This window comes from Streptomyces sp. NPDC047971, assembly GCF_040653355.1.
Lineage (GTDB): Bacteria > Actinomycetota > Actinomycetes > Streptomycetales > Streptomycetaceae > Streptomyces.
Window position 1 is genome coordinate 1 of record NZ_JBEZNW010000020.1, and the last position, 17,347, is coordinate 17,347.

A 17,347-nucleotide genomic window follows, 5' to 3' on the forward strand; every position below is an offset into this window, starting at 1 on the left:
GGCCCGGGGGGGTTCTGGGGGGCCCGCGGGGCGGCGGGGGCTGGGGGGCCCGGGGGTTTTGGCCCCCCCCCCCGCCCCCCGCCCCCCCCGGGCATCGCCGTGCTGCGCCTTCGCGTCCGTCGGGCGTCGCGCGTCTCAGGCGCGCAGCTTCGCGGTCGCCGCGGCTCGGGCGGCGGCCACGGCCTCCGACTCCTTCGGCATGCCGAGGCCCGCGGCCCTCATGCCGAGGCCGACGACACCGCCGAGGAGGACGACCCCCATGCCGGCCCAGAAGCCGGCCTGGTTGGCCGCCACCATGAAGACTCCGGCGATGCAGAAGCCGATGAAGGAGATGATGACACCGGTCCAGGCGGCCGGGGTGTGTCCGTGGGCGCTGCCCGCCATGAGTTGCTCCTCGTTGCTGTTGCTCGGTGGTGGCTCGGGGTGAGGTCTCGGGTGCGAGGACGCTCTCCCCCGGACGTCGTCCGGGGGCGCCCCCGCCACATTGTCCCGCACACCGGGGCTCGGGGATGAATCGGGGGTGGCCCGACGATCACGCGTCGCGCCGCTTCCCCGGACTCAGTCCTCGCGCGTCGGGTCCTCGCCGCGGTCGAGGGCCTTCCACAGGTCCTCGGGCCGGTCGGACGCCGCTTCCGCCGCGGCCCCGGTCCCGGGCGCCCTGCGCGCGGTACGCGGCGCGCCGGAGCGCTCGTAGCGTCCGCCCATCGCGGGCCAGCTCTTGCCGTACCGCAGGGCGAGCAGCCCCGCGGCGAGGATGAGCAGCGCTCCGGCGGCGGTGACGTACGGCCAGGCGGTGTGCGTCAGGCCGGCCACCGAGGCGGCCGTGTCGCCGGTGACGCGCGCGGCCTCCGTGTCGAGGGCGTCGGCGTCGGACGCGCCGAGGAACGCGGCGAGCGCCGCGCCCGCGCCGCTGAGCGCGAGCAGGCCGGCGACCAGGGTGCGCCCGGCGCGGCGGACGGCGAAGACGGCGACGAGCGCGGCCAGACCGACTATGGCGAGGGCCGTCGGCACACCGGTGACGGTGCCGCCGTCGGCCTCCACGGGCACGGTGCCGCCGCCCACCGACGCCGTGCCCTCGGCCCAGATCTGGCCCGTGGACAGCAGCACGACGGTGGCACCGAGGGCGCCGAGCAGAAGGGCCGCGGCCAGGCTGCGGCGGCCGCCGGACGAGGCGGCCGAGCCGCCCACGCGTGCGGCTCGGGGCTGGGGTACGGGAACAGCACTCACGTACCCCACTATCCCTTACGCCGTCACGCGCCGTTCATCCGGTTGGCCGTGTGGACGGCGCGGAGGACCGCGGCCGCCTTGTTCCGGCACTCGTTGTCCTCGCCGACGGGATCGGAGTCGGCGACGACACCCGCTCCGGCCTGCACGTACGCCGTGCCGTCACGCAGCAGGGCGGTACGGATGGCGATGGCCGTGTCGGAGTCGCCCGCGAAGTCGAGGTAGCCGACACACCCGCCGTAGAGCCCGCGCCGGGAGGGTTCCAGCTGCTCGATGATCTGCATGGCGCGCGGCTTCGGCGCGCCCGAGAGCGTGCCGGCCGGGAAGCAGGCGGTGAGGACGTCGAACGCGGTCTTCCCCTCCGCGACACGCCCGGTCACCGTCGACACGATGTGCATGACGTGCGAGTACCGCTCGATCGACATGAAGTCGACGACCTCGACCGAGCCCGGCTCGCAGACCCGGCCGAGGTCGTTGCGGCCGAGGTCGACGAGCATCAGGTGCTCGGCCCGCTCCTTGGGGTCGGCGAGCAGTTCCTCGGCGAGGTCGTGGTCCTCCTGCGGGGTGGCGCCGCGGTGCCGGGTGCCGGCGATGGGGTGGAGCATCGCGTGCCCGTCCTCGACCTTGACCAGCGCCTCGGGGGACGAGCCGACGACGTCGAAGCCGTTCTCGAAGCGGAAGAGGTACATGTACGGCGACGGGTTGGTGGCCCGCAGCACTCGGTAGACATCGAGCGCGGACGCCCGGCACGGGGTCTCGAAGCGCTGCGAGGGGACCACCTGGAACGCCTCGCCCGCCCGGATCCGCTCCTTGATGTCCTCGACGGCCTCCTGGTACGCCTGGCCGCCCCAGAGGGCGGAGAACTCCGGCAGCTCGGAGGCGGGCAGCGCGGCGGGCGGATTGGCCACCGGGCGGGCCAGGTCGGCCTCCATCGTGTCGAGCCGGGCGACGGCGTCGGCGTACGCCTCGTCGACGCCGGTCTCCAGGTCGTTGTGGTTGATCGCGTTGGCGATCAGCAGGACCGTGCCGTCCCAGTGGTCGAGGACGGCGAGGTCGCTGGTGAGCAGCATCGTCAGCTCGGGGAGCCGCAGGTCGTCCCGGGTGGCGTCGCCGATGCGCTCCAGGCGGCGGACGATGTCGTACCCGAGGTAGCCGACCATGCCGCCGGTGAAGGGCGGCATCCCGGACGCGAGGTCGCGCGGGGTGTGCAGCGCCTCGACGGTGGCGCGCAGCGCCTGGAGCGGGTCGCCGTCGGTGGGGACGCCGACGGGCGGGGTGCCGAGCCAGTGCGCCTGGCCGTCCAGGACGGTGAGGGTGGCGTCGCTGCGGACGCCGATGAAGGAGTAGCGCGACCAGGATCGGCCGTTCTCCGCGGACTCGAGGAGGAAGGTGCCGGGGCGTTCGGCGGCGAGCTTGCGGTAGAGCCCGACCGGGGTGTCCCCGTCCGCGAGGAGCCGGCGGCTGACAGGGATCACGCGGCGGTCGGCCGCCAGCTTGCGGAAGGTCTCGAGGTCCATGGCGGCTGACCTTACTGGGAGAGCGGGAGCACGTCGGCGTCGAAGCAGGTGCGCGCGCCGGTGTGGCAGGCGGCGCCGACCTGGTCGACCTTGACGAGCACGGTGTCGGCGTCGCAGTCGAGGGCGACGGACTTGACGTGCTGGACGTGGCCGGAGGTGTCGCCCTTGACCCAGTACTCCTGGCGGCTGCGCGACCAGTAGGTGCAGCGGCCGGTGGTGAGGGTGCGGTGGAGTGCCTCGTCGTCCATCCAGCCGAGCATGAGCACCTCGCCGGTGTCGTACTGCTGGGCGATGGCCGGGACGAGTCCGTCCGGGCTGCGCTTGAGGCGGGCGGCGATGGCCGGGTCGAGATTGCTGCTCATGCGGCCATTGTGCCGTGGCCGGCGGGTGGGTCCGGCGTACGTCCACTGGGCGGACCGGCGGCCCCGGTCGTACGCTGGCGAGCATGTCGACCCATGCCAAGCGTGAACGCCTTCTGCTCGCCGATCTGTTGGAGGCGGCCGGGCCCGACGCCGCGACGCTCTGCGAGGGCTGGCGGACCCGGGACCTGGCGGCCCACGTGGTGGTGCGGGAGCGTCGCCCGGACGCGGCCGCGGGGACGCTCGTACCGGTGCTGAAGGATCGGCTGGACCGGGTGCAGGCGGAGTTCGCGGAGAAGCCGTACGAGGAGCTGATCCAGCTCATCCGTACGGGTCCCCCGCGGATGTCGCCGTTCACCATCAAGCAGGTGGACGAGGGGGCGAACGTCGTCGAGTTCTACGTCCACGCGGAGGACGTCCGGCGCGCCCAGCCGGACTGGTCGCCGCGCGAGCTCGACCCGGTCTTCTCGGACGCGCTCTGGACCCGGCTGGAGAAGGGCGCCCGGCTGCTGGGCCGGAAGGCCCCGGTGGGGCTGGTGCTGCGCCGGCCGAACGGACAGACGGCGGTGGCGCACCGCGGCACGCCGGTGGTGACGGTCTCCGGCGAGCCGGGCGAACTGACGATGTTCGTCTTCGGACGCCAGGACGTGGCGAAGGTGGAGCTGGACGGGGAGCAGGACGCGATCGACCGGCTGCACGAGGCGAAGCAGCTGGGGATCTAGGTGCGTCGAACGTCCCGCCCGCCCCGCGACGCCTGACACGCGCGGTCCCCGGTCGGTCGCCTCAGTCCCGGCCCGTCGCTCTCGGCAGTTCGGCGCGGCGCAGGGCCCGTACCGAGAGGCCGTAGACGCCGCCGACCGCGCAGATCGCGGCGCTGGCGGTGTACACCGGGAGGAGTCCCCACAGGCCCACCGCCGCGCCGGTGAGCGGGAAGCTGAGCGGGGCGACGCCGAGGCTGAAGAAGCTGGACACGGCCGTGACGCGCCCGAGGTAGGCGGGGTCGCACTCCGTCTGGACGAGTGCGCCGCACAGCGCGCCGCTGAGTCCGGCGAGCAGGCCGACCGAGACGGACACGGCCACGGCGACGGGCAGCTGCGGCACGTACGCGAGCGCGCCGATCGAGCCCGCTCCGAGGGTGATCGTCCAGGCCATGACGGCCCCGGCGCGCGGTATCCGGCCCCGTACGGTCAGTACGAGGGAGGCGGCGCCCGCTCCCGTGCCGAATCCGGCGAGGACCCAGCCGATGCCGGCGGCGCCCCAGCCGCGCTCGTCGGCGAGGAGCGCGAGGCCGACGTTGAGGGGGCCGACGAAGCCGAGGTCGCTGAGCGCGACGACGATCATCAGCGGGCCGAGGACCCGGTGGCGGCGGATGTAGCGCAGTCCGTCGGCGAGGTCGCGGAGCGCGGTGCCGTCGCGGGAGGACTCGTCGCCGGGCAGCGGGGTGATCCGGAGCCTCAGCAGCAGCGGCAGGGAGAACGCGAAGAGGAGTCCGGCCGCTCCGAACGCGGCGGCCGGCCCGCCGAGCGCCACGGCGAGGCCGCCGAGCGGGGCGCCGAGGACGAGCCCGGCACGGTAGGCGAGTCCCCGCATCCCCTGGACGCGGGCGAGCTGGTCGCGCGGGGCTATGCGGGGCGGCAGGGCGCCGACGGCGGGCAGGAAGAGGGCGTCGACGGCGCCGAAGACGAGGGCGACGGCGGCCAGCACCCAGAGGGCCGGGCTGGTCAGGAGGAGGAGCGCGGCCACGCCGAAGACGACGAGGCAGCGGACGGTGTCGGAGAGGACGACGACCCGGCGTGGTCCGAAGCGGTCGGCGATCACTCCCCCGCCGAGCATGAGGAGGGCGCGCGGTACGGCGCTGACGGCCATGACGAGCCCGGCCTCCGCGGGGGTGCCGCCGCGCACGGCGGCCCAGGACAGGGCGAGGTGGTAGACGCTGTCGCCGAGGGTGGAGGCGGTGTAGGCGCCGAGCCAGCCCAGGACGTTCGGGTCACGGTGCGCGGGGCGGGAGGGGCGGGCCGCGGCCTCGGTGAGGGCGGTCATGAGCGGTAGGGGAAGCCGTGGAGGTGGACGGCGACGTTCTCGCGGCCCTCGGTGTCGCCGGCCTCCTCGGCGGCGCGGGCCCGGGCGTCGTACTTCCGCAGGACCGCGTCGAGCTCCTCGGCGAGCCCGGCGAGCTCGGCGGCGGTCAGGCGGGGCAGCCACTCGGAGCTGATGGAGGCGGAGCGCCACTCGTCGGACCAGGTCAGCCGCTCGTCGAGGAAGCGGCGGTGGAGCTCGGTCCGCTGTTCGTTGATCGTGCGGCCGAGGGCGTCGCTCGCGGCGACCAGCTCGGGGGTGCCCCGGACGTCCTCGTCGCGGATGCTGACGCCGTAGGAGCTGGGCTGCCACCAGCGTTCGCGGGCGTCGGCGGAGTGGCCCTCGGCCTCCTCGATGAGGCCGTGCTCGGCCAGCTTGCGCAGGTGGTAGCTGACGAGGGAGACCGCCTCGTCGACCTGGTCGGCGAGCTGGGACGCCGTCGCGGTGCGGGCCACGAAGAGGGCGCGGTAGAGGCGCATCCGCAGCGGGTGCGAGATGGCCTTGAGGGTGCCGAGATCGGTGATCCGGCGGTTCTCCTGCGAGGTCATGCCCAGGACCCTAGATGCGAAAGAATTCTTGCGCAATGGAAATTGCACAAATAATCCTGCCTATCTGGCGAAGAGAAAGGCCCCCTTCCGGGGGCCTTCCTGGCGCGGGGTTCAGCGGACCTGGTGGCCGGCCTCCCGCAGGGCGCCCTTGACCTCGGAGATCCGCAGGTCGCCGAAGTGGAAGACCGAGGCCGCGAGCACCGCGTCCGCGCCCGCCTCGATCGCCGGCGGGAAGTCGGACAGCTTGCCCGCTCCGCCGGAGGCGATCACCGGCACGGTCACGTGCGTGCGCACCGCCGCGATCATCTCGGTGTCGTAGCCGTCCTTCGTGCCGTCCGCGTCCATCGAGTTGAGCAGGATCTCGCCCGCGCCCAGCTCGGCGGCCCGGTGCGCCCACTCGACGGCGTCGATGCCGGTGCCCTTGCGGCCGCCGTGCGTCGTCACCTCGAAGGAACCGGAGTCCGTGCGCCGGGCGTCGACCGAGAGCACGAGCACCTGGCGGCCGAAGCGCTCCGCGATCTCGCGGATCAGCTCGGGCCGGGCGATGGCGGCGGTGTTCACGCCCACCTTGTCGGCTCCGGCGCGCAGCAGCCTGTCGACGTCCTCCGCCGTGCGCACCCCGCCGCCGACGGTCAGCGGGATGAAGACCTGCTCGGCGGTGCGGCGCACCACGTCGTAGGTCGTCTCGCGGTTGCCGGAGGAGGCGGTGATGTCGAGGAAGGTCAGCTCGTCGGCGCCCTCGGCGTCGTACAGCTTCGCCATCTCGACGGGGTCGCCCGCGTCGCGCAGGTTCTGGAAGTTGACGCCCTTGACGACCCGGCCGTTGTCCACGTCCAGGCAGGGGATCACTCGTACGGCGAGGCTCATTCCGCACCACTCCTGTACGCCTCGACCTCGACCTCGACGACCAGGCTCGGGTCGACGAAGCCGGAGACGATGATCATCGAAGCCGCGGGGCGGACCGCGTCGAACAGCTCCTTGTGGGCACGGCCGACCTCGTCCACGTCCCGGGCGTGCGTGATGTACATCCGGGTCCGTACGACGTCCTCCGGGCCAAGGCCGAGCTTCTTGAGCGCGTCGAAGGCCACGTTGAAGGAGTTGATCGTCTGCTCGTACGGGCCGCCGCCGGCGATCTGGCCGCCGATGACCGACGTACAGCCGGAGACGAGGACCAGGCCGTTCGGCAGCTCCACCGCGCGGGAGTAGCCGAACTGCTCCTCCCAGGGAGCGCCGGTCACCACCTTGCGGACGGCGTCGGTCATACGGAAGCCACCGCCTCCAGGGCCTCTTCCAGGGTGAACGCCTCGGCGTACAGCGCCTTGCCGACGATCGCGCCCTCGACGCCCAGCGGGACGAGCCCGGACAGCGCGCGCAGGTCGTCCAGCGACGACACTCCGCCCGAGGCGACGACGGGCTTGTCCGTCGCGGCGCAGACGTTCTTCAGGAGCTCCAGGTTCGGGCCCTGGAGCGTGCCGTCCTTGGCGATGTCGGTGACGACGTAGCGGGCGCAGCCCTCGGAGTCGAGGCGCGCGAGCGTCTCGTACAGGTCGCCGCCGTCACGCGTCCAGCCGCGGCCGCGGAGCGTGGTGCCGCGGACGTCGAGGCCGACGGCGATCTTGTCGCCGTGCTCCGCGATGACCTTGGCGACCCACTCGGGGGTCTCCAGGGCGGCGGTGCCCAGGTTGACGCGGGTGCAGCCGGTGGCGAGGGCGGCGGCGAGCGAGGCGTCGTCGCGGATGCCCCCGGAGAGCTCGACCTTGATGTCCATGGCCTTGGCGACCTCGGCGATCAGCTCACGGTTGTCGCCGGTGCCGAAGGCGGCGTCGAGGTCGACCAGGTGCAGCCACTCGGCGCCGGAGCGCTGCCAGGCGAGGGCGGCCTCGAGCGGGGAGCCGTAAGAGGTCTCCGTACCGGACTCGCCGTGCACGAGGCGGACGGCCTGGCCGTCGCGGACGTCGACGGCGGGGAGGAGTTCAAGCTTCTGAGCCATGATCAGAGGGTCTCGATCCAGTTGGTGAGCAGCTGTGCTCCGGCGTCGCCGGACTTCTCGGGGTGGAACTGGGTGGCCCAGAGGGCGCCGTTCTCGACGGCCGCGACGAACGGCTCGCCGTGGGTCGCCCAGGTGACCTTGGGGGCACGCATGTTGGGGTTGCCGACCTCCAGGCTCCACTCGCGCACCGCGTAGGAGTGCACGAAGTAGAACCGGGCGTCGGCGTCGAGGCCGGCGAACAGCTCGCTGTCCTCGGGCGCGTCGACGGTGTTCCAGCCCATGTGGGGCACGACCGGGGCCTTCAGCGGCTCGACCGTACCGGGCCACTCGTCGAGACCGTCGGTCTCCACGCCGTGCTCGATGCCACGGGCGAAGAGGATCTGCATGCCGACGCAGATGCCCATCACGGGTCGGCCGCCGGAGAGCCGGCGGTCGATGATCCACTCGCCGCGCGCGGCCTTGAGGCCCTTCATGCAGGCGGAGAAGGCTCCGACGCCCGGGACGAGGAGTCCGTCGGCGTTCATGGCCGTGTCGTAGTCGCGGGTGATCTCGACCTCGGCGCCGACTCGGGCGAGCGCCCGCTCGGCGGAGCGGACGTTGCCGAAGCCGTAGTCGAAGACGACGACCTTCTTGGGGGTACGCGCAGTGCTCATGCCGCTCATTCCCAGATTCCCTGAATCCGAAGGACGCCGGCGGCCAGGCACATCGCGGAGGCGATGGCGAGGACGACGATCACGCCCTTCGGCAGCTTCTGCTTGGAGAAGGAGTACACACCGCCGGCGAGGAAGAGCCCGACGACGATGAGGACGGTGGAGAGGCCGGTCATGGGGTTAGAGCGCGCCCTTCGTGGAAGGCAGGATGCCGGCCGCGCGCGGATCGCGCTCGGAGGCGTAGCGCAGGGCCCTGGCCAGTGCCTTGAACTGGCACTCCACGATGTGGTGGGCGTTGCGCCCGTACGGCACGTGGATGTGCAGCGCGATCTGGGCCTGCGCGACGAAGGACTCGAAGATGTGACGGGTCATCGTCGTGTCGTAGGAGCCGATCATCGGCGCCATGTTCTCGGGCTCGGTGTGCACCAGGTAGGGGCGGCCGGACAGATCGACGGTCACCTGGGCGAGCGACTCGTCCAGCGGGACGGTGCAGTTGCCGAAGCGGTAGATGCCGACCTTGTCGCCGAGCGCCTGCTTGAAGGCGGCGCCGAGGGCGAGGGCGGTGTCCTCGATGGTGTGGTGCGAGTCGATGTGCAGGTCGCCGTCGGTCTTGACGGTGAGGTCGAACAGACCGTGGCGGCCGAGCTGGTCGAGCATGTGGTCGTAGAAGCCGACGCCGGTGGCGACGTCGACCTTTCCGGTGCCGTCGAGGTCTATCTCGACGACGACGGAGGTCTCCTTGGTGGTGCGTTCGACTCTGCCCACGCGGCTCATGAGCTCTGCTCCTTCTTCAGTGCGCGAACCGCATCGAGGAACGCGTCATTCTCTTCGGGGGTGCCGGCGGTGACCCGCAGCCGGCCCGGTACGCCGTTGTCCCGGACCAGGACGCCCCGGTCGAGGATCTTCCGCCAGGCCGTGTGGGAGCCCTCGGCTCCCTCGAAGCGGCCGAACTGGACGAAGTTGGCGTCGGACTCGGTGACCTCGTACCCGATCGCCCGCAACTCGGTGACCAGGCGGTCCCGCTCGGTCTTGAGCTGCTCGACGTACCCGAGCAGCGTATCGGTGTGCTCCAGGGCCGCGAGCGCGGTGGCCTGGGTGACGGCCGAGAGGTGGTACGGCAGCCGTACGAGCTGGACGGCGTCGACCACGGCGGGGTGCGCGGCGAGGTAGCCCAGGCGCAGACCGGCCGCGCCGAACGCCTTGGACATGGTGCGGGAGACGACCAGGTGGGGCCGGCCCTCGATCAGCGGCAGGAGGGAGTCCCGGTGGCTGAACTCGACGTACGCCTCGTCGACGACGACGAGGGACGGCTTGGCGGCCTGGGCCGCCTCGTACAGCGCGAGGACGGTCTCGGCCTCGACCGCGGTGCCCGTGGGGTTGTTGGGCGAGGTGATGAAGACGACGTCCGGGCGGTTCTCGGCGATCGCCTTCTCGGCCGCGGCGACGTCGATGGTGAAGTCCTCGTCGCGCGGGCCGGAGATCCAGCCGGTGCCGGTGCCGCGCGCGATCAGCGCGTGCATCGAGTACGAGGGCTCGAAACCGATGGCCGTGCGACCCGGGCCGCCGAAGGTCTGCAGCAGCTGCTGGAGGACCTCGTTGGAGCCGTTGGCGGCCCACACGTTCTCGACGGCGATCGGGTGCTTGCCGGTACGGGTGAGGTAGCGGGCGAGCTCGGTGCGCAGCTCGATCGCGTCCCGGTCCGGGTAGCGGTTGAGGCCGCGGGCGGCCTCGGCGACCCGCTCCGCGATCCGGGCCACCAGGGGCTCGGGCAGCGGGTACGGGTTCTCGTTGGTGTTCAGCTGGACGGGCACGTCGAGCTGGGGCGCGCCGTAGGGCGTCTTGCCCTTCAGCTCGTCGCGGATCGGGAGGTCGTCGATCCGGATGGTGTCGTTCGCGGTCACTTGCTCTCAGGCACCTTCCCACCGAACCGGGCCTTGAGCGCGGCACCGTGCGCGGGCAGGTCCTCGGCCTCGGCCAGGGTGACCACGTGGTGGGTGACCTCGGCGAGAGCGTCCCGGGTGTAGTCCACGATGTGGACGCCGCGCAGGAAGGACTGCACGGACAGGCCCGAGGAGTGGCAGGCGCACCCGCCGGTGGGCAGCACGTGGTTGGAGCCGGCGCAGTAGTCGCCCAGGGAGACCGGTGCCCACGGGCCGACGAAGATCGCGCCCGCGTTGCGGACACGGTCGGCGCGGGCGGCGGCGTCGGCGGTCTGGATCTCCAGGTGCTCGGCCCCGTACGCGTCGACGACCTTGAGGCCGTCCTCCAGGTCACTGACGAGGACGATCGCGGACTGCTTTCCGGCCAGGGCCGGGACGATCCGGTCGTCGACGTGCTTGGTGGCGGCGACCTGGGTCTTCAGCTCGGCCTCGGTGGCCTCGGCCAGCTCCTCGGAGTCGGTGACGAGGACGGCGGCGGCCATCGGGTCGTGCTCGGCCTGGCTGATCAGGTCGGCGGCGACGTGCACCGGGTCGGCGGTGGAGTCCGCGAGGATCGCGATCTCCGTCGGGCCGGCCTCGGCGTCGATGCCGATGCGGCCGGTGAAGTACCGCTTGGCCGCGGCGACCCAGATGTTGCCGGGGCCGGTGACCATGTTGGCGGGGGCGCAGGACTCGGTGCCGTAGGCGAACATCGCGACGGCCTGGGCGCCGCCGGCGGCGTACACCTCGTCGACGCCGAGCAGGGCGCAGGCGGCGAGGATCGTCGGGTGCGGCAGCCCCCCGAACTCCTTCTGCGGCGGGGACGCGAGCGCGACGGACTCGACGCCCGCCTCCTGCGCCGGGACGATGTTCATGATCACGGAGGAGGGGTAGACCGAGCGTCCGCCGGGCGCGTAGAGGCCGACACGCTGGACCGGGATCCACTTCTCGGTGACGGTACCGCCGGGCACGACCTGGGTGGTGTGCGTCGTACGGCGCTGGGCGCGGTGGACGATCCTGGTGCGCCGGATGGACTCCTCGAGGGCCGCGCGGACGGCCGGATCGAGCTGCTCCAGTGCCTCGGCGAGCGCCTCGGCCGGCACGCGGACGTGCTCCAGCCTCACACCGTCGAACTTCTCCGCGTACTCGACCAGCGCCGCGTCGCCACGATGATGGACGTCCTCGCAGATGGGCCGCACCTTCTCCAGGGCGGCTTCCACGTCGAACTCGGCACGGGGCAGCAGGTCGCGCAGTGCGCCACCCTCGGGGAGGGCGTCGCCGCGCAGGTCGATACGAGAGATCACGGGTCAATTCTCGCAGACGCCCCACAAGCGCCGGACGTCCGTATCACTGGCTGATACGAGCCACATTGGCGTCTTGTCGCCACAGCTGACCGTTAGCGTTCAGTCCGTCACTCAGCGGGAAGAACGGCTGTACGAATCCAGGGAAGCGGGTTCGTGGAAAGCGAGGGGGCGGCAGTGACCGAGCCGCACGAGGACGGAATGCCGGACGGTCTGACAGGCCCGGAGCGGGTCATGTGGCGGGCTTTCCGGATCGGCAGGAGCTGTGATCTGAGCGAGGGGGACGCGGCACGGGACGATCCCTTCGGCCCGCACGTGTGGGGCGACACGCGCAGTGTGCGCGCCGATGTGGTGGCTCTGCTGCTGCTCGACGGGCCGCCGCCGCGGTCCGGGCGTGTCGCGGCTCTCAAGCTGCGCGGTGTGCGAATCACGGGCGTGCTCAATCTCGCCGGCGGGGAGATACGCCCGTACGTGGAGCTGAACCGCTGCCGGTTCGAGCAGGAGATCGTGCTGCCGGAGGCCCACTTCGGGACGGTGCGGATGGTGGAGTGCGCGATACCCCGGCTGGAGGCGGCGCGGCTGCACACCCAGGGCGACCTGCATCTGCCGCGCTGTCGGGTGGAGCGCGGCATCCGCCTCACGGACGCGCAGATCGGCACGGATCTGCTGATCAACCAGATCCGGGTGTGGCCGGACCGGCGCGGCCGGGCGATCACGGCGGACGGCCTGGCGGTGGCGCAGGACCTCCAGGCCGAGCTGATCGAGACGTACGGCGAGCTGAGCCTGCGCGGGGCGAAGATCGGCGTGTCGCTGAGCCTGCGCGGCAGCGTGCTGCGCGGGGCGCAACAGCGCCGCGCGCTGAACGCGCCCCAGCTGACCGTGGAGCGCTCGCTCTATCTGAACGCCGCCTGGGTGTACGAGGGCTCGGGGAACGCCACGGCCACTCCCCCGTACGGCGTCGGCTACACGCCGATGCAGGGGGCGCGGCGCAAGCCGGTCGAGTGCCACGGCGGGGTGCGGCTGGACGACGGCCGCTTCGGCGACGCGGTGGACCTGCACTACGCGCGGTTCGCGCTGGACGGGGCACGGCGCGAGGAGGTGTCGTTGCGCCGGATCGTCACCCCCGAGCTGCGGTTCAACGGGGAGCCGCCGGAGGAGGGGCGGGTGGTGCTGAACGGCGCGAAGGTCGTGACGCTGATCGACCTCTCCACGAGCTGGCCGGGGCCCGGCGGCCTGTCGATGAACGGCTTCGTCTACGAGAACCTCGTGCCGTACGGGCACTTCCCACTGGCGCGGCGGCTCGAATGGGTGGCGGCGGCCACCCCGGAGTACGCCCCCGAGCCGTACGAGCGCCTGGCGACGGTGCTCCGCAACAGCGGGGAGGACGCGGACGCGCGGGAGGTGCTGCTGGCCAAGCAGCGACGGCGCCGGGAGACGCTGCCGGTGGCCGGGAAGCTCTGGGGGTACCTCCAGGACTGGACCGTGGCGTACGGCTACCGGCCGGGTCGGGCCGCCCTGTGGATGGCGGTGCTGTGGGCGGCGGGGGCGTTCGCCTTCTCCCGCTACGACCCGATGCCGCTGAAGCCGGAGGAGTCGCCCAACTGGAGCGCCACGCTCTACGCGCTGGACCTGCTGCTGCCGGTGATCAACCTGGGACAGGACGGCTACTGGCGGCTGGAGGGCTTCTGGCAGTGGGCCGCGACGGTCCTCATCCTCCTGGGCTGGGTGCTGGCGACGACGGTGGCGGCGGGGGCATCGAGGTTGCTGCGGCGAGGGTGACGGTTGTGACGTGAGGGGCGGATTCTGTCGCCCCTCACCCCTTTCTTTACCCTGTCTTGACCTCGTGCAGGACAACTTTCCCGCCGCTACCAAAGCTTCACAGTCCCCCACTGGCGCCGTCCTCACCTGCGGTTTTCAATGGTCCGCACCATGTCATTGCTCCGCGCCCTGATCGGCACCGCCCGGACGCTCCGGCACAGCCCACGGCTCACCGCCGCGCTGCCGCCGGACGACGCCGTGCTGCTCGACGCGCCGGACGACCGGCTCGCGCCGGCGCTGGTGGCGGCGGCACTCGCCGACCCCGAGCCCGCCGCCAAGCTGCTCGCGACCACCCGGGACGCCGCCGAGTGGGAGAAGCGGGACCGGTACGTGGCGCGGCTCGCGACCTTCGCGTACAGCCGCGACGAGTGGCTGGTCCACTGGCTGGGCGTGTCGCCCCGCGACCCGGACGCGCTGCTCGTCAAGGCGGAGCTCGCGGTCCGCAGGGCCTGGGGCTCGCCGGCCCGCTCCGAGCGGCTGCGCGAGCTCGGGCCGCTGATCGACGCGGCCGCGGCGGCCTCGCCCGGCGACCCGGTGCCGTGGCGGCTGGCCCTGGACCACGCGCGGGGCACGCACGCGGGCAACGCGGTGTTCGAGTCGCTGTGGGAACAGGCCGTGCGCCGCTCCGCGCACCACTACGGCTGCCATGTCGCCGCGCTGCGGTATCTGTCGGCCGAGTGGTACGGCTCGCACCGCGAGTGCTTCGACTTCGCCGAGCAGGCCGCCGAGGACGCGCCGCCCGGCTCGCTGGCCCGGGCCCTCCCGGTCAACGCCGCCTTCGCCCAGCTGCTGGCCGGCGCCGGCCCCGTGCAGCGGGACCGGATCGACGCGGCGGCGGACCGGGGCGTCGCGCTGTCGGCGGAGTACACGGTGGGCGATCCCTGGCTCGCGGAGATCCGGAACCTGCTGGTGTACGTGCTGCTCAGGCGGGGGCGCCAGGCCGAGGCGCTGGAGGAGTTCCGCCGGATCGGGCCGTACGCCACGTCGTTTCCGTGGGCGCTCGTCGGGGACGATCCGCTCGGTGGTTTCCTGGAGGCACGGGACGCCGTGCGGGTCTCGGTGGCCGGTACGATCCCGCTGCGCGGAACCGGACGTGGACGGGCCGGTCGAGGCGCGCCCGACGGCCATTACGCTTGACCGCTGTGACCACCGCCAGCCTGCCACTCTTCCCGCTCAACGCGGTGCTGTTCCCGGGCCTCGTGCTGCCCCTGAACGTGTTCGAGGAGCGTTATCGCGCCATGATGCGCGATCTGCTCAAGACCGACGAGTCGGAGCCCCGCCGCTTCGCCGTGGTCGCCATCCGCGACGGCCGCGAGGTCGCTCCGACGGAGCCGGGGATGCCGGACCCGACGGGGCAGCGGGAGAAGGGACCCGCCGCGGGCTTCGGCCCGGACCCCATCCAGGCGTTCCACCGGGTCGGCTGCATCGCCGACGCGGCGACGATCCGCGAGCGCTCGGACGGCAGCTTCGAGGTGATGGCCACGGGCACCACCCGGGTGAAGCTGTTGTCGGTGGACGCGAGCGGCCCGTTCCTCATGGCCGAGATCGAGGAGATCCCGGAGGAGCAGGGCGACGAGGCCGGCACGCTGGCGGAGGGCGTGCTGCGGGCGTTCCGCACGTACCAGAAGCGGCTCGCGGGGGCGCGGGAGCGGTCACTGACGACCGGCGACCTGCCGGACGATCCCTCGGTGGTGTCGTACCTGGTCGCGGCGGCGGCGGTGCTCGACACGCCGGCGAAGCAGCGACTGCTGCAGGCGCCGGACACGGCGACCCGACTGCGGGAGGAACTGACCCTGCTGCGCAGTGAGACGGCGGTGCTGCGGCATCTGCCGTCGCTGCCGGCGGTGGACCTGACGCGGGCGCCGACGAGCCCGAACTGACGAGGAATTCGACGTGGCGAAGAAGCAGAAGAAGCAGGCCGGCGGCACGCCTGCGACGGTGGCCCTGACAGCGTCCGGGACCCCGTTCACGCTCCACTCCTACGACCACGACCCGGCGTCCCCGTCGTACGGCGAGGAGGCGGCGGAGGCGTTGGGCGTCTCCCCCGACCGGGTCTTCAAGACGCTCGTCGCGGACGTCGACGGCGAACTGACGGTGGCGGTCGTCCCGGTCGCCGGCCAGCTGGACCTGAAGGCCCTGGCCTCGGCGGTCGGCGGCAAGCGCGCGACGATGGCGGACCCGGCGGCCGCCGAGCGGACGACGGGCTACGTCCGCGGTGGGATCAGCCCCCTGGGGCAGCGCAAGCGCCTCCGCACGGTCCTCGACGCGTCGGCCACGACCCACGAGACGATCTGCATCTCGGCGGGCCGCCGGGGCCTGGAAGTCGAACTGGCGCCCGCCTCCCTGGCCACCCTGACCGCGGCCGTCCTGGCGCCCATCGGCCGCGGCTGACCCCGAGCGGCCCACGGCGGCACGAAGGCGCCGCCGTGGCTCCCGACGGCGGTCAGGACCGCGCGGCACCGTCCGGTGCGTCGTCCTCCTGCGGCCACTCCGGGTCCCTCGGGCCGAACAGGGCCGTCAGGGCCAGGTGCACGATCATCGCGGCGATCGGCCACGCCAGCATCGCCCCGGCCCACATCTCCAGCTTCAGCGGCGCGTCGAACACCACGTTCGGCCCCACCTCCTTCGCGTGGGCCACCACGTCGTGCGTCGGGCCCAGCAGCGTGCCGACGCCCCAGCCGAGGAGCGATCCCAGCACACCGCCCACCGCGAGGCCCATGACCAGGGCCACGCCACCGTGCCGGTGGATCAGGAAGACCAGGCCCGCGGCCACCGCCCCGAACGCGAGCGCGAGCAGCACGAACGTTCCGTCCGCACCGATCGCCGACTCCCCCTCGCTGTGCCGGAGGAAGACCGCCTTGCCGTCCGAGATCAGCGAGACCCGCGGCGCCAGCCACAGCCACAGCAGCCCCAGCGCCGCCCCGGCGACCGCGGAGACCGCGGCGACCACGGCCGCCTGCCTCAGCTCCGTCACCGCGCTCGGCGCGCCGTCGTCGCCCGGCAGCGGGGGATAGGGCGCGGGCCACCCGTCCGGCGGCACGGCGTCGTTCGGAGGCTGGTGAGGCGGTGTCAGTGGTGCGGTCACCCCGCCATCGTGCCAGGTACGGGAAGGACCCGCCTCAGCGGACCGCCGCCCGCCGGTACGCCCACGTCGCCACGGCCAGCGACACGACCCCCACGGCCCCGCACACCGCGAGGTCGAGCCCCACCGCCGCCCAGTCCGGGCGCGGATCGAAGGTGCGGGCCAGCGCCTCCACCCCGTACGTCGACGGCAGCAGGTCCCGCGCCCAGCCGATCGGCTCCGGGAGCCGCTCGGCCGGAAGCACGCCGAGCAGCAGGGCCGCCGACATGCCGAGCTGCCCGAGCAGCGTGGCGAGTTCCTGCCGCGGCGCGAGCAGCCCGAGCGCCGCGCCGAGCCCGGCGAGCGCCGCCCCGGCCAGCGGCACGACCGCCGCGAGGATCCACAGGTGCCCGAGCGGCAGCCCGAAGAGCAGTGAGCCGATGACCGCGGTGACGACGGTGCCCGGCACGGTGAAGGACGCGTACGCCCCGGCCGCCCCCAGCACCACCGCCGCGGGCGGCACCGGCAGCGTCGCGTAGTGGTCGAGTCCCCCGGTGGCCCTCAGCTGTCCGAAGTACTGGGCGAGCAGATTGAGCGCGACGAAGGCGACCACGAGGACCGAGGAGCCGGCCACCACGGCCCGCGCCTCCGCGCCGCCGTCGACGACCCCCCGCATCAGGACCATGATCCCGACGGACTGGAACGTCGCCACGAAGAGCAGCGGGATGCGGGAGACCCGGGCGCGCGAGAGCTGCGCGCGGTACACGGCGGCGAGGGCCGGCAGCAGCCGGGCGCTCGGCGCCAGCGGCGCGGCCGTCCCGGTGGCCGGTGCGTCGGGGACCAGGGCCGGGGCGACCTCGGCGGGCACGATGCTCACTCCGTAC

General features: G+C 72.9%; 21 protein-coding genes. 5 read left to right on the forward strand and 16 right to left on the reverse strand.

All coding sequences use genetic code 11. From position 1 onward, the window contains the following. Nucleotides 1-135: 135 nt before the first annotated feature. The 4 genes from AB0D99_RS19865 to hisI all read right to left on the reverse strand — a co-directional run bounded on the left by AB0D99_RS19865 (nt 136) and on the right by hisI (nt 3,103). Complete coding sequence (locus AB0D99_RS19865) at nt 136-384, reverse strand: HGxxPAAW family protein (protein WP_362363389.1); 249 nt, start codon at nt 382-384, stop codon at nt 136-138. 174 nt (nt 385-558) lie between these two features. Then, a complete protein-coding gene (locus AB0D99_RS19870) occupies nt 559-1,236 on the reverse strand; it encodes a TIGR02234 family membrane protein (protein ID WP_362363392.1) in 678 nt (225 codons plus the stop codon). A 14-nt stretch (nt 1,237-1,250) separates the two neighbouring features. After that, nucleotides 1,251-2,741, reverse strand: a complete 1,491-nt coding sequence (locus AB0D99_RS19875) for an anthranilate synthase component I (RefSeq protein WP_362363395.1) — start codon at nt 2,739-2,741, stop codon at nt 1,251-1,253. Nucleotides 2,742-2,752: 11 nt separating this feature from the next. Further along, complete coding sequence (gene hisI / locus AB0D99_RS19880; protein ID WP_329121673.1) at nt 2,753-3,103, reverse strand: phosphoribosyl-AMP cyclohydrolase; 351 nt, start codon at nt 3,101-3,103, stop codon at nt 2,753-2,755. A gap of 83 nt (nt 3,104-3,186) precedes the next feature. Here hisI and AB0D99_RS19885 point away from each other — a divergent pair, with 83 nt between their 5' ends. Beyond that, entirely contained in the window at nt 3,187-3,822 is a 636-nt protein-coding gene (locus AB0D99_RS19885; protein WP_362363399.1) for a TIGR03085 family metal-binding protein, read from the forward strand. A gap of 61 nt (nt 3,823-3,883) precedes the next feature. Here AB0D99_RS19885 and AB0D99_RS19890 read toward each other — a convergent pair whose 3' ends face one another. The 10 genes from AB0D99_RS19890 to hisD all read right to left on the reverse strand — a co-directional run bounded on the left by AB0D99_RS19890 (nt 3,884) and on the right by hisD (nt 11,587). Then, on the reverse strand, nt 3,884-5,140 hold the full coding sequence (locus tag AB0D99_RS19890; protein WP_362363402.1) for an MFS transporter: 1,257 nt from the start codon (nt 5,138-5,140) through the stop codon (nt 3,884-3,886). After that, entirely contained in the window at nt 5,137-5,724 is a 588-nt protein-coding gene (locus AB0D99_RS19895) for a helix-turn-helix domain-containing protein (RefSeq protein ID WP_362363405.1), read from the reverse strand. Before AB0D99_RS19895 ends, AB0D99_RS19890 begins: the two co-directional genes overlap by 4 nt. 111 nt (nt 5,725-5,835) lie before the next feature. Continuing rightward, the gene (gene hisF / locus AB0D99_RS19900) at nt 5,836-6,591 is read right to left on the reverse strand and encodes an imidazole glycerol phosphate synthase subunit HisF (RefSeq protein WP_362363408.1); all 756 of its coding nucleotides are present in this window, start codon (nt 6,589-6,591) and stop codon (nt 5,836-5,838) included. Beyond that, the gene (locus tag AB0D99_RS19905; RefSeq protein ID WP_362363411.1) at nt 6,588-6,986 is read right to left on the reverse strand and encodes a RidA family protein; all 399 of its coding nucleotides are present in this window, start codon (nt 6,984-6,986) and stop codon (nt 6,588-6,590) included. The genes hisF and AB0D99_RS19905 overlap by 4 nt, the downstream gene beginning before the upstream one ends. Then, nucleotides 6,983-7,714, reverse strand: a complete 732-nt coding sequence (gene priA / locus AB0D99_RS19910) for a bifunctional 1-(5-phosphoribosyl)-5-((5-phosphoribosylamino)methylideneamino)imidazole-4-carboxamide isomerase/phosphoribosylanthranilate isomerase PriA (protein WP_362363414.1) — start codon at nt 7,712-7,714, stop codon at nt 6,983-6,985. The genes AB0D99_RS19905 and priA overlap by 4 nt, the downstream gene beginning before the upstream one ends. Nucleotides 7,715-7,716: 2 nt before the next feature. After that, on the reverse strand, nt 7,717-8,367 hold the full coding sequence (hisH, locus tag AB0D99_RS19915) for an imidazole glycerol phosphate synthase subunit HisH (protein WP_362363417.1): 651 nt from the start codon (nt 8,365-8,367) through the stop codon (nt 7,717-7,719). Nucleotides 8,368-8,372: 5 nt separating this feature from the next. Beyond that, nucleotides 8,373-8,540: a hypothetical protein gene (locus AB0D99_RS19920; RefSeq protein ID WP_362363420.1), complete on the reverse strand. Its 168-nt coding sequence runs from the start codon at nt 8,538-8,540 to the stop codon at nt 8,373-8,375. A 4-nt stretch (nt 8,541-8,544) separates the two neighbouring features. Further along, nucleotides 8,545-9,138, reverse strand: a complete 594-nt coding sequence (hisB, locus tag AB0D99_RS19925) for an imidazoleglycerol-phosphate dehydratase HisB (protein WP_158986436.1) — start codon at nt 9,136-9,138, stop codon at nt 8,545-8,547. Next, nucleotides 9,135-10,265, reverse strand: a complete 1,131-nt coding sequence (locus tag AB0D99_RS19930; RefSeq protein WP_362363424.1) for a histidinol-phosphate transaminase — start codon at nt 10,263-10,265, stop codon at nt 9,135-9,137. Before AB0D99_RS19930 ends, hisB begins: the two co-directional genes overlap by 4 nt. Further along, on the reverse strand, nt 10,262-11,587 hold the full coding sequence (gene hisD / locus AB0D99_RS19935; RefSeq protein WP_362363427.1) for a histidinol dehydrogenase: 1,326 nt from the start codon (nt 11,585-11,587) through the stop codon (nt 10,262-10,264). The genes AB0D99_RS19930 and hisD overlap by 4 nt, the downstream gene beginning before the upstream one ends. Nucleotides 11,588-11,761: 174 nt before the next feature. Here hisD and AB0D99_RS19940 point away from each other — a divergent pair, with 174 nt between their 5' ends. From AB0D99_RS19940 to ybaK, 4 genes are all read left to right on the forward strand, one after another. After that, nucleotides 11,762-13,363, forward strand: a complete 1,602-nt coding sequence (locus AB0D99_RS19940; RefSeq protein WP_362363430.1) for an oxidoreductase — start codon at nt 11,762-11,764, stop codon at nt 13,361-13,363. A gap of 138 nt (nt 13,364-13,501) precedes the next feature. Then, the gene (locus AB0D99_RS19945) at nt 13,502-14,539 is read left to right on the forward strand and encodes a hypothetical protein (RefSeq protein WP_362363433.1); all 1,038 of its coding nucleotides are present in this window, start codon (nt 13,502-13,504) and stop codon (nt 14,537-14,539) included. A 5-nt stretch (nt 14,540-14,544) separates the two neighbouring features. Further along, a complete protein-coding gene (locus AB0D99_RS19950; protein ID WP_362363436.1) occupies nt 14,545-15,282 on the forward strand; it encodes an LON peptidase substrate-binding domain-containing protein in 738 nt (245 codons plus the stop codon). A gap of 13 nt (nt 15,283-15,295) precedes the next feature. Further along, nucleotides 15,296-15,793 (forward strand): Cys-tRNA(Pro) deacylase, encoded by a 498-nt coding sequence (gene ybaK / locus AB0D99_RS19955; RefSeq protein WP_362363439.1) that lies wholly within the window; start codon nt 15,296-15,298, stop codon nt 15,791-15,793. Nucleotides 15,794-15,845: 52 nt separating this feature from the next. On the opposite strand, the gene AB0D99_RS19960 is transcribed toward ybaK, so the two are convergent. Together AB0D99_RS19960 and AB0D99_RS19965 are read right to left on the reverse strand one after the other, a co-directional pair. Then, a complete protein-coding gene (locus AB0D99_RS19960; protein WP_362363442.1) occupies nt 15,846-16,487 on the reverse strand; it encodes a DUF2567 domain-containing protein in 642 nt (213 codons plus the stop codon). Nucleotides 16,488-16,521: 34 nt separating this feature from the next. Next, nucleotides 16,522-17,334: an ABC transporter permease gene (locus AB0D99_RS19965; RefSeq protein WP_362363731.1), complete on the reverse strand. Its 813-nt coding sequence runs from the start codon at nt 17,332-17,334 to the stop codon at nt 16,522-16,524. Between the last annotated feature and the right edge of the window lie 13 nt (nt 17,335-17,347).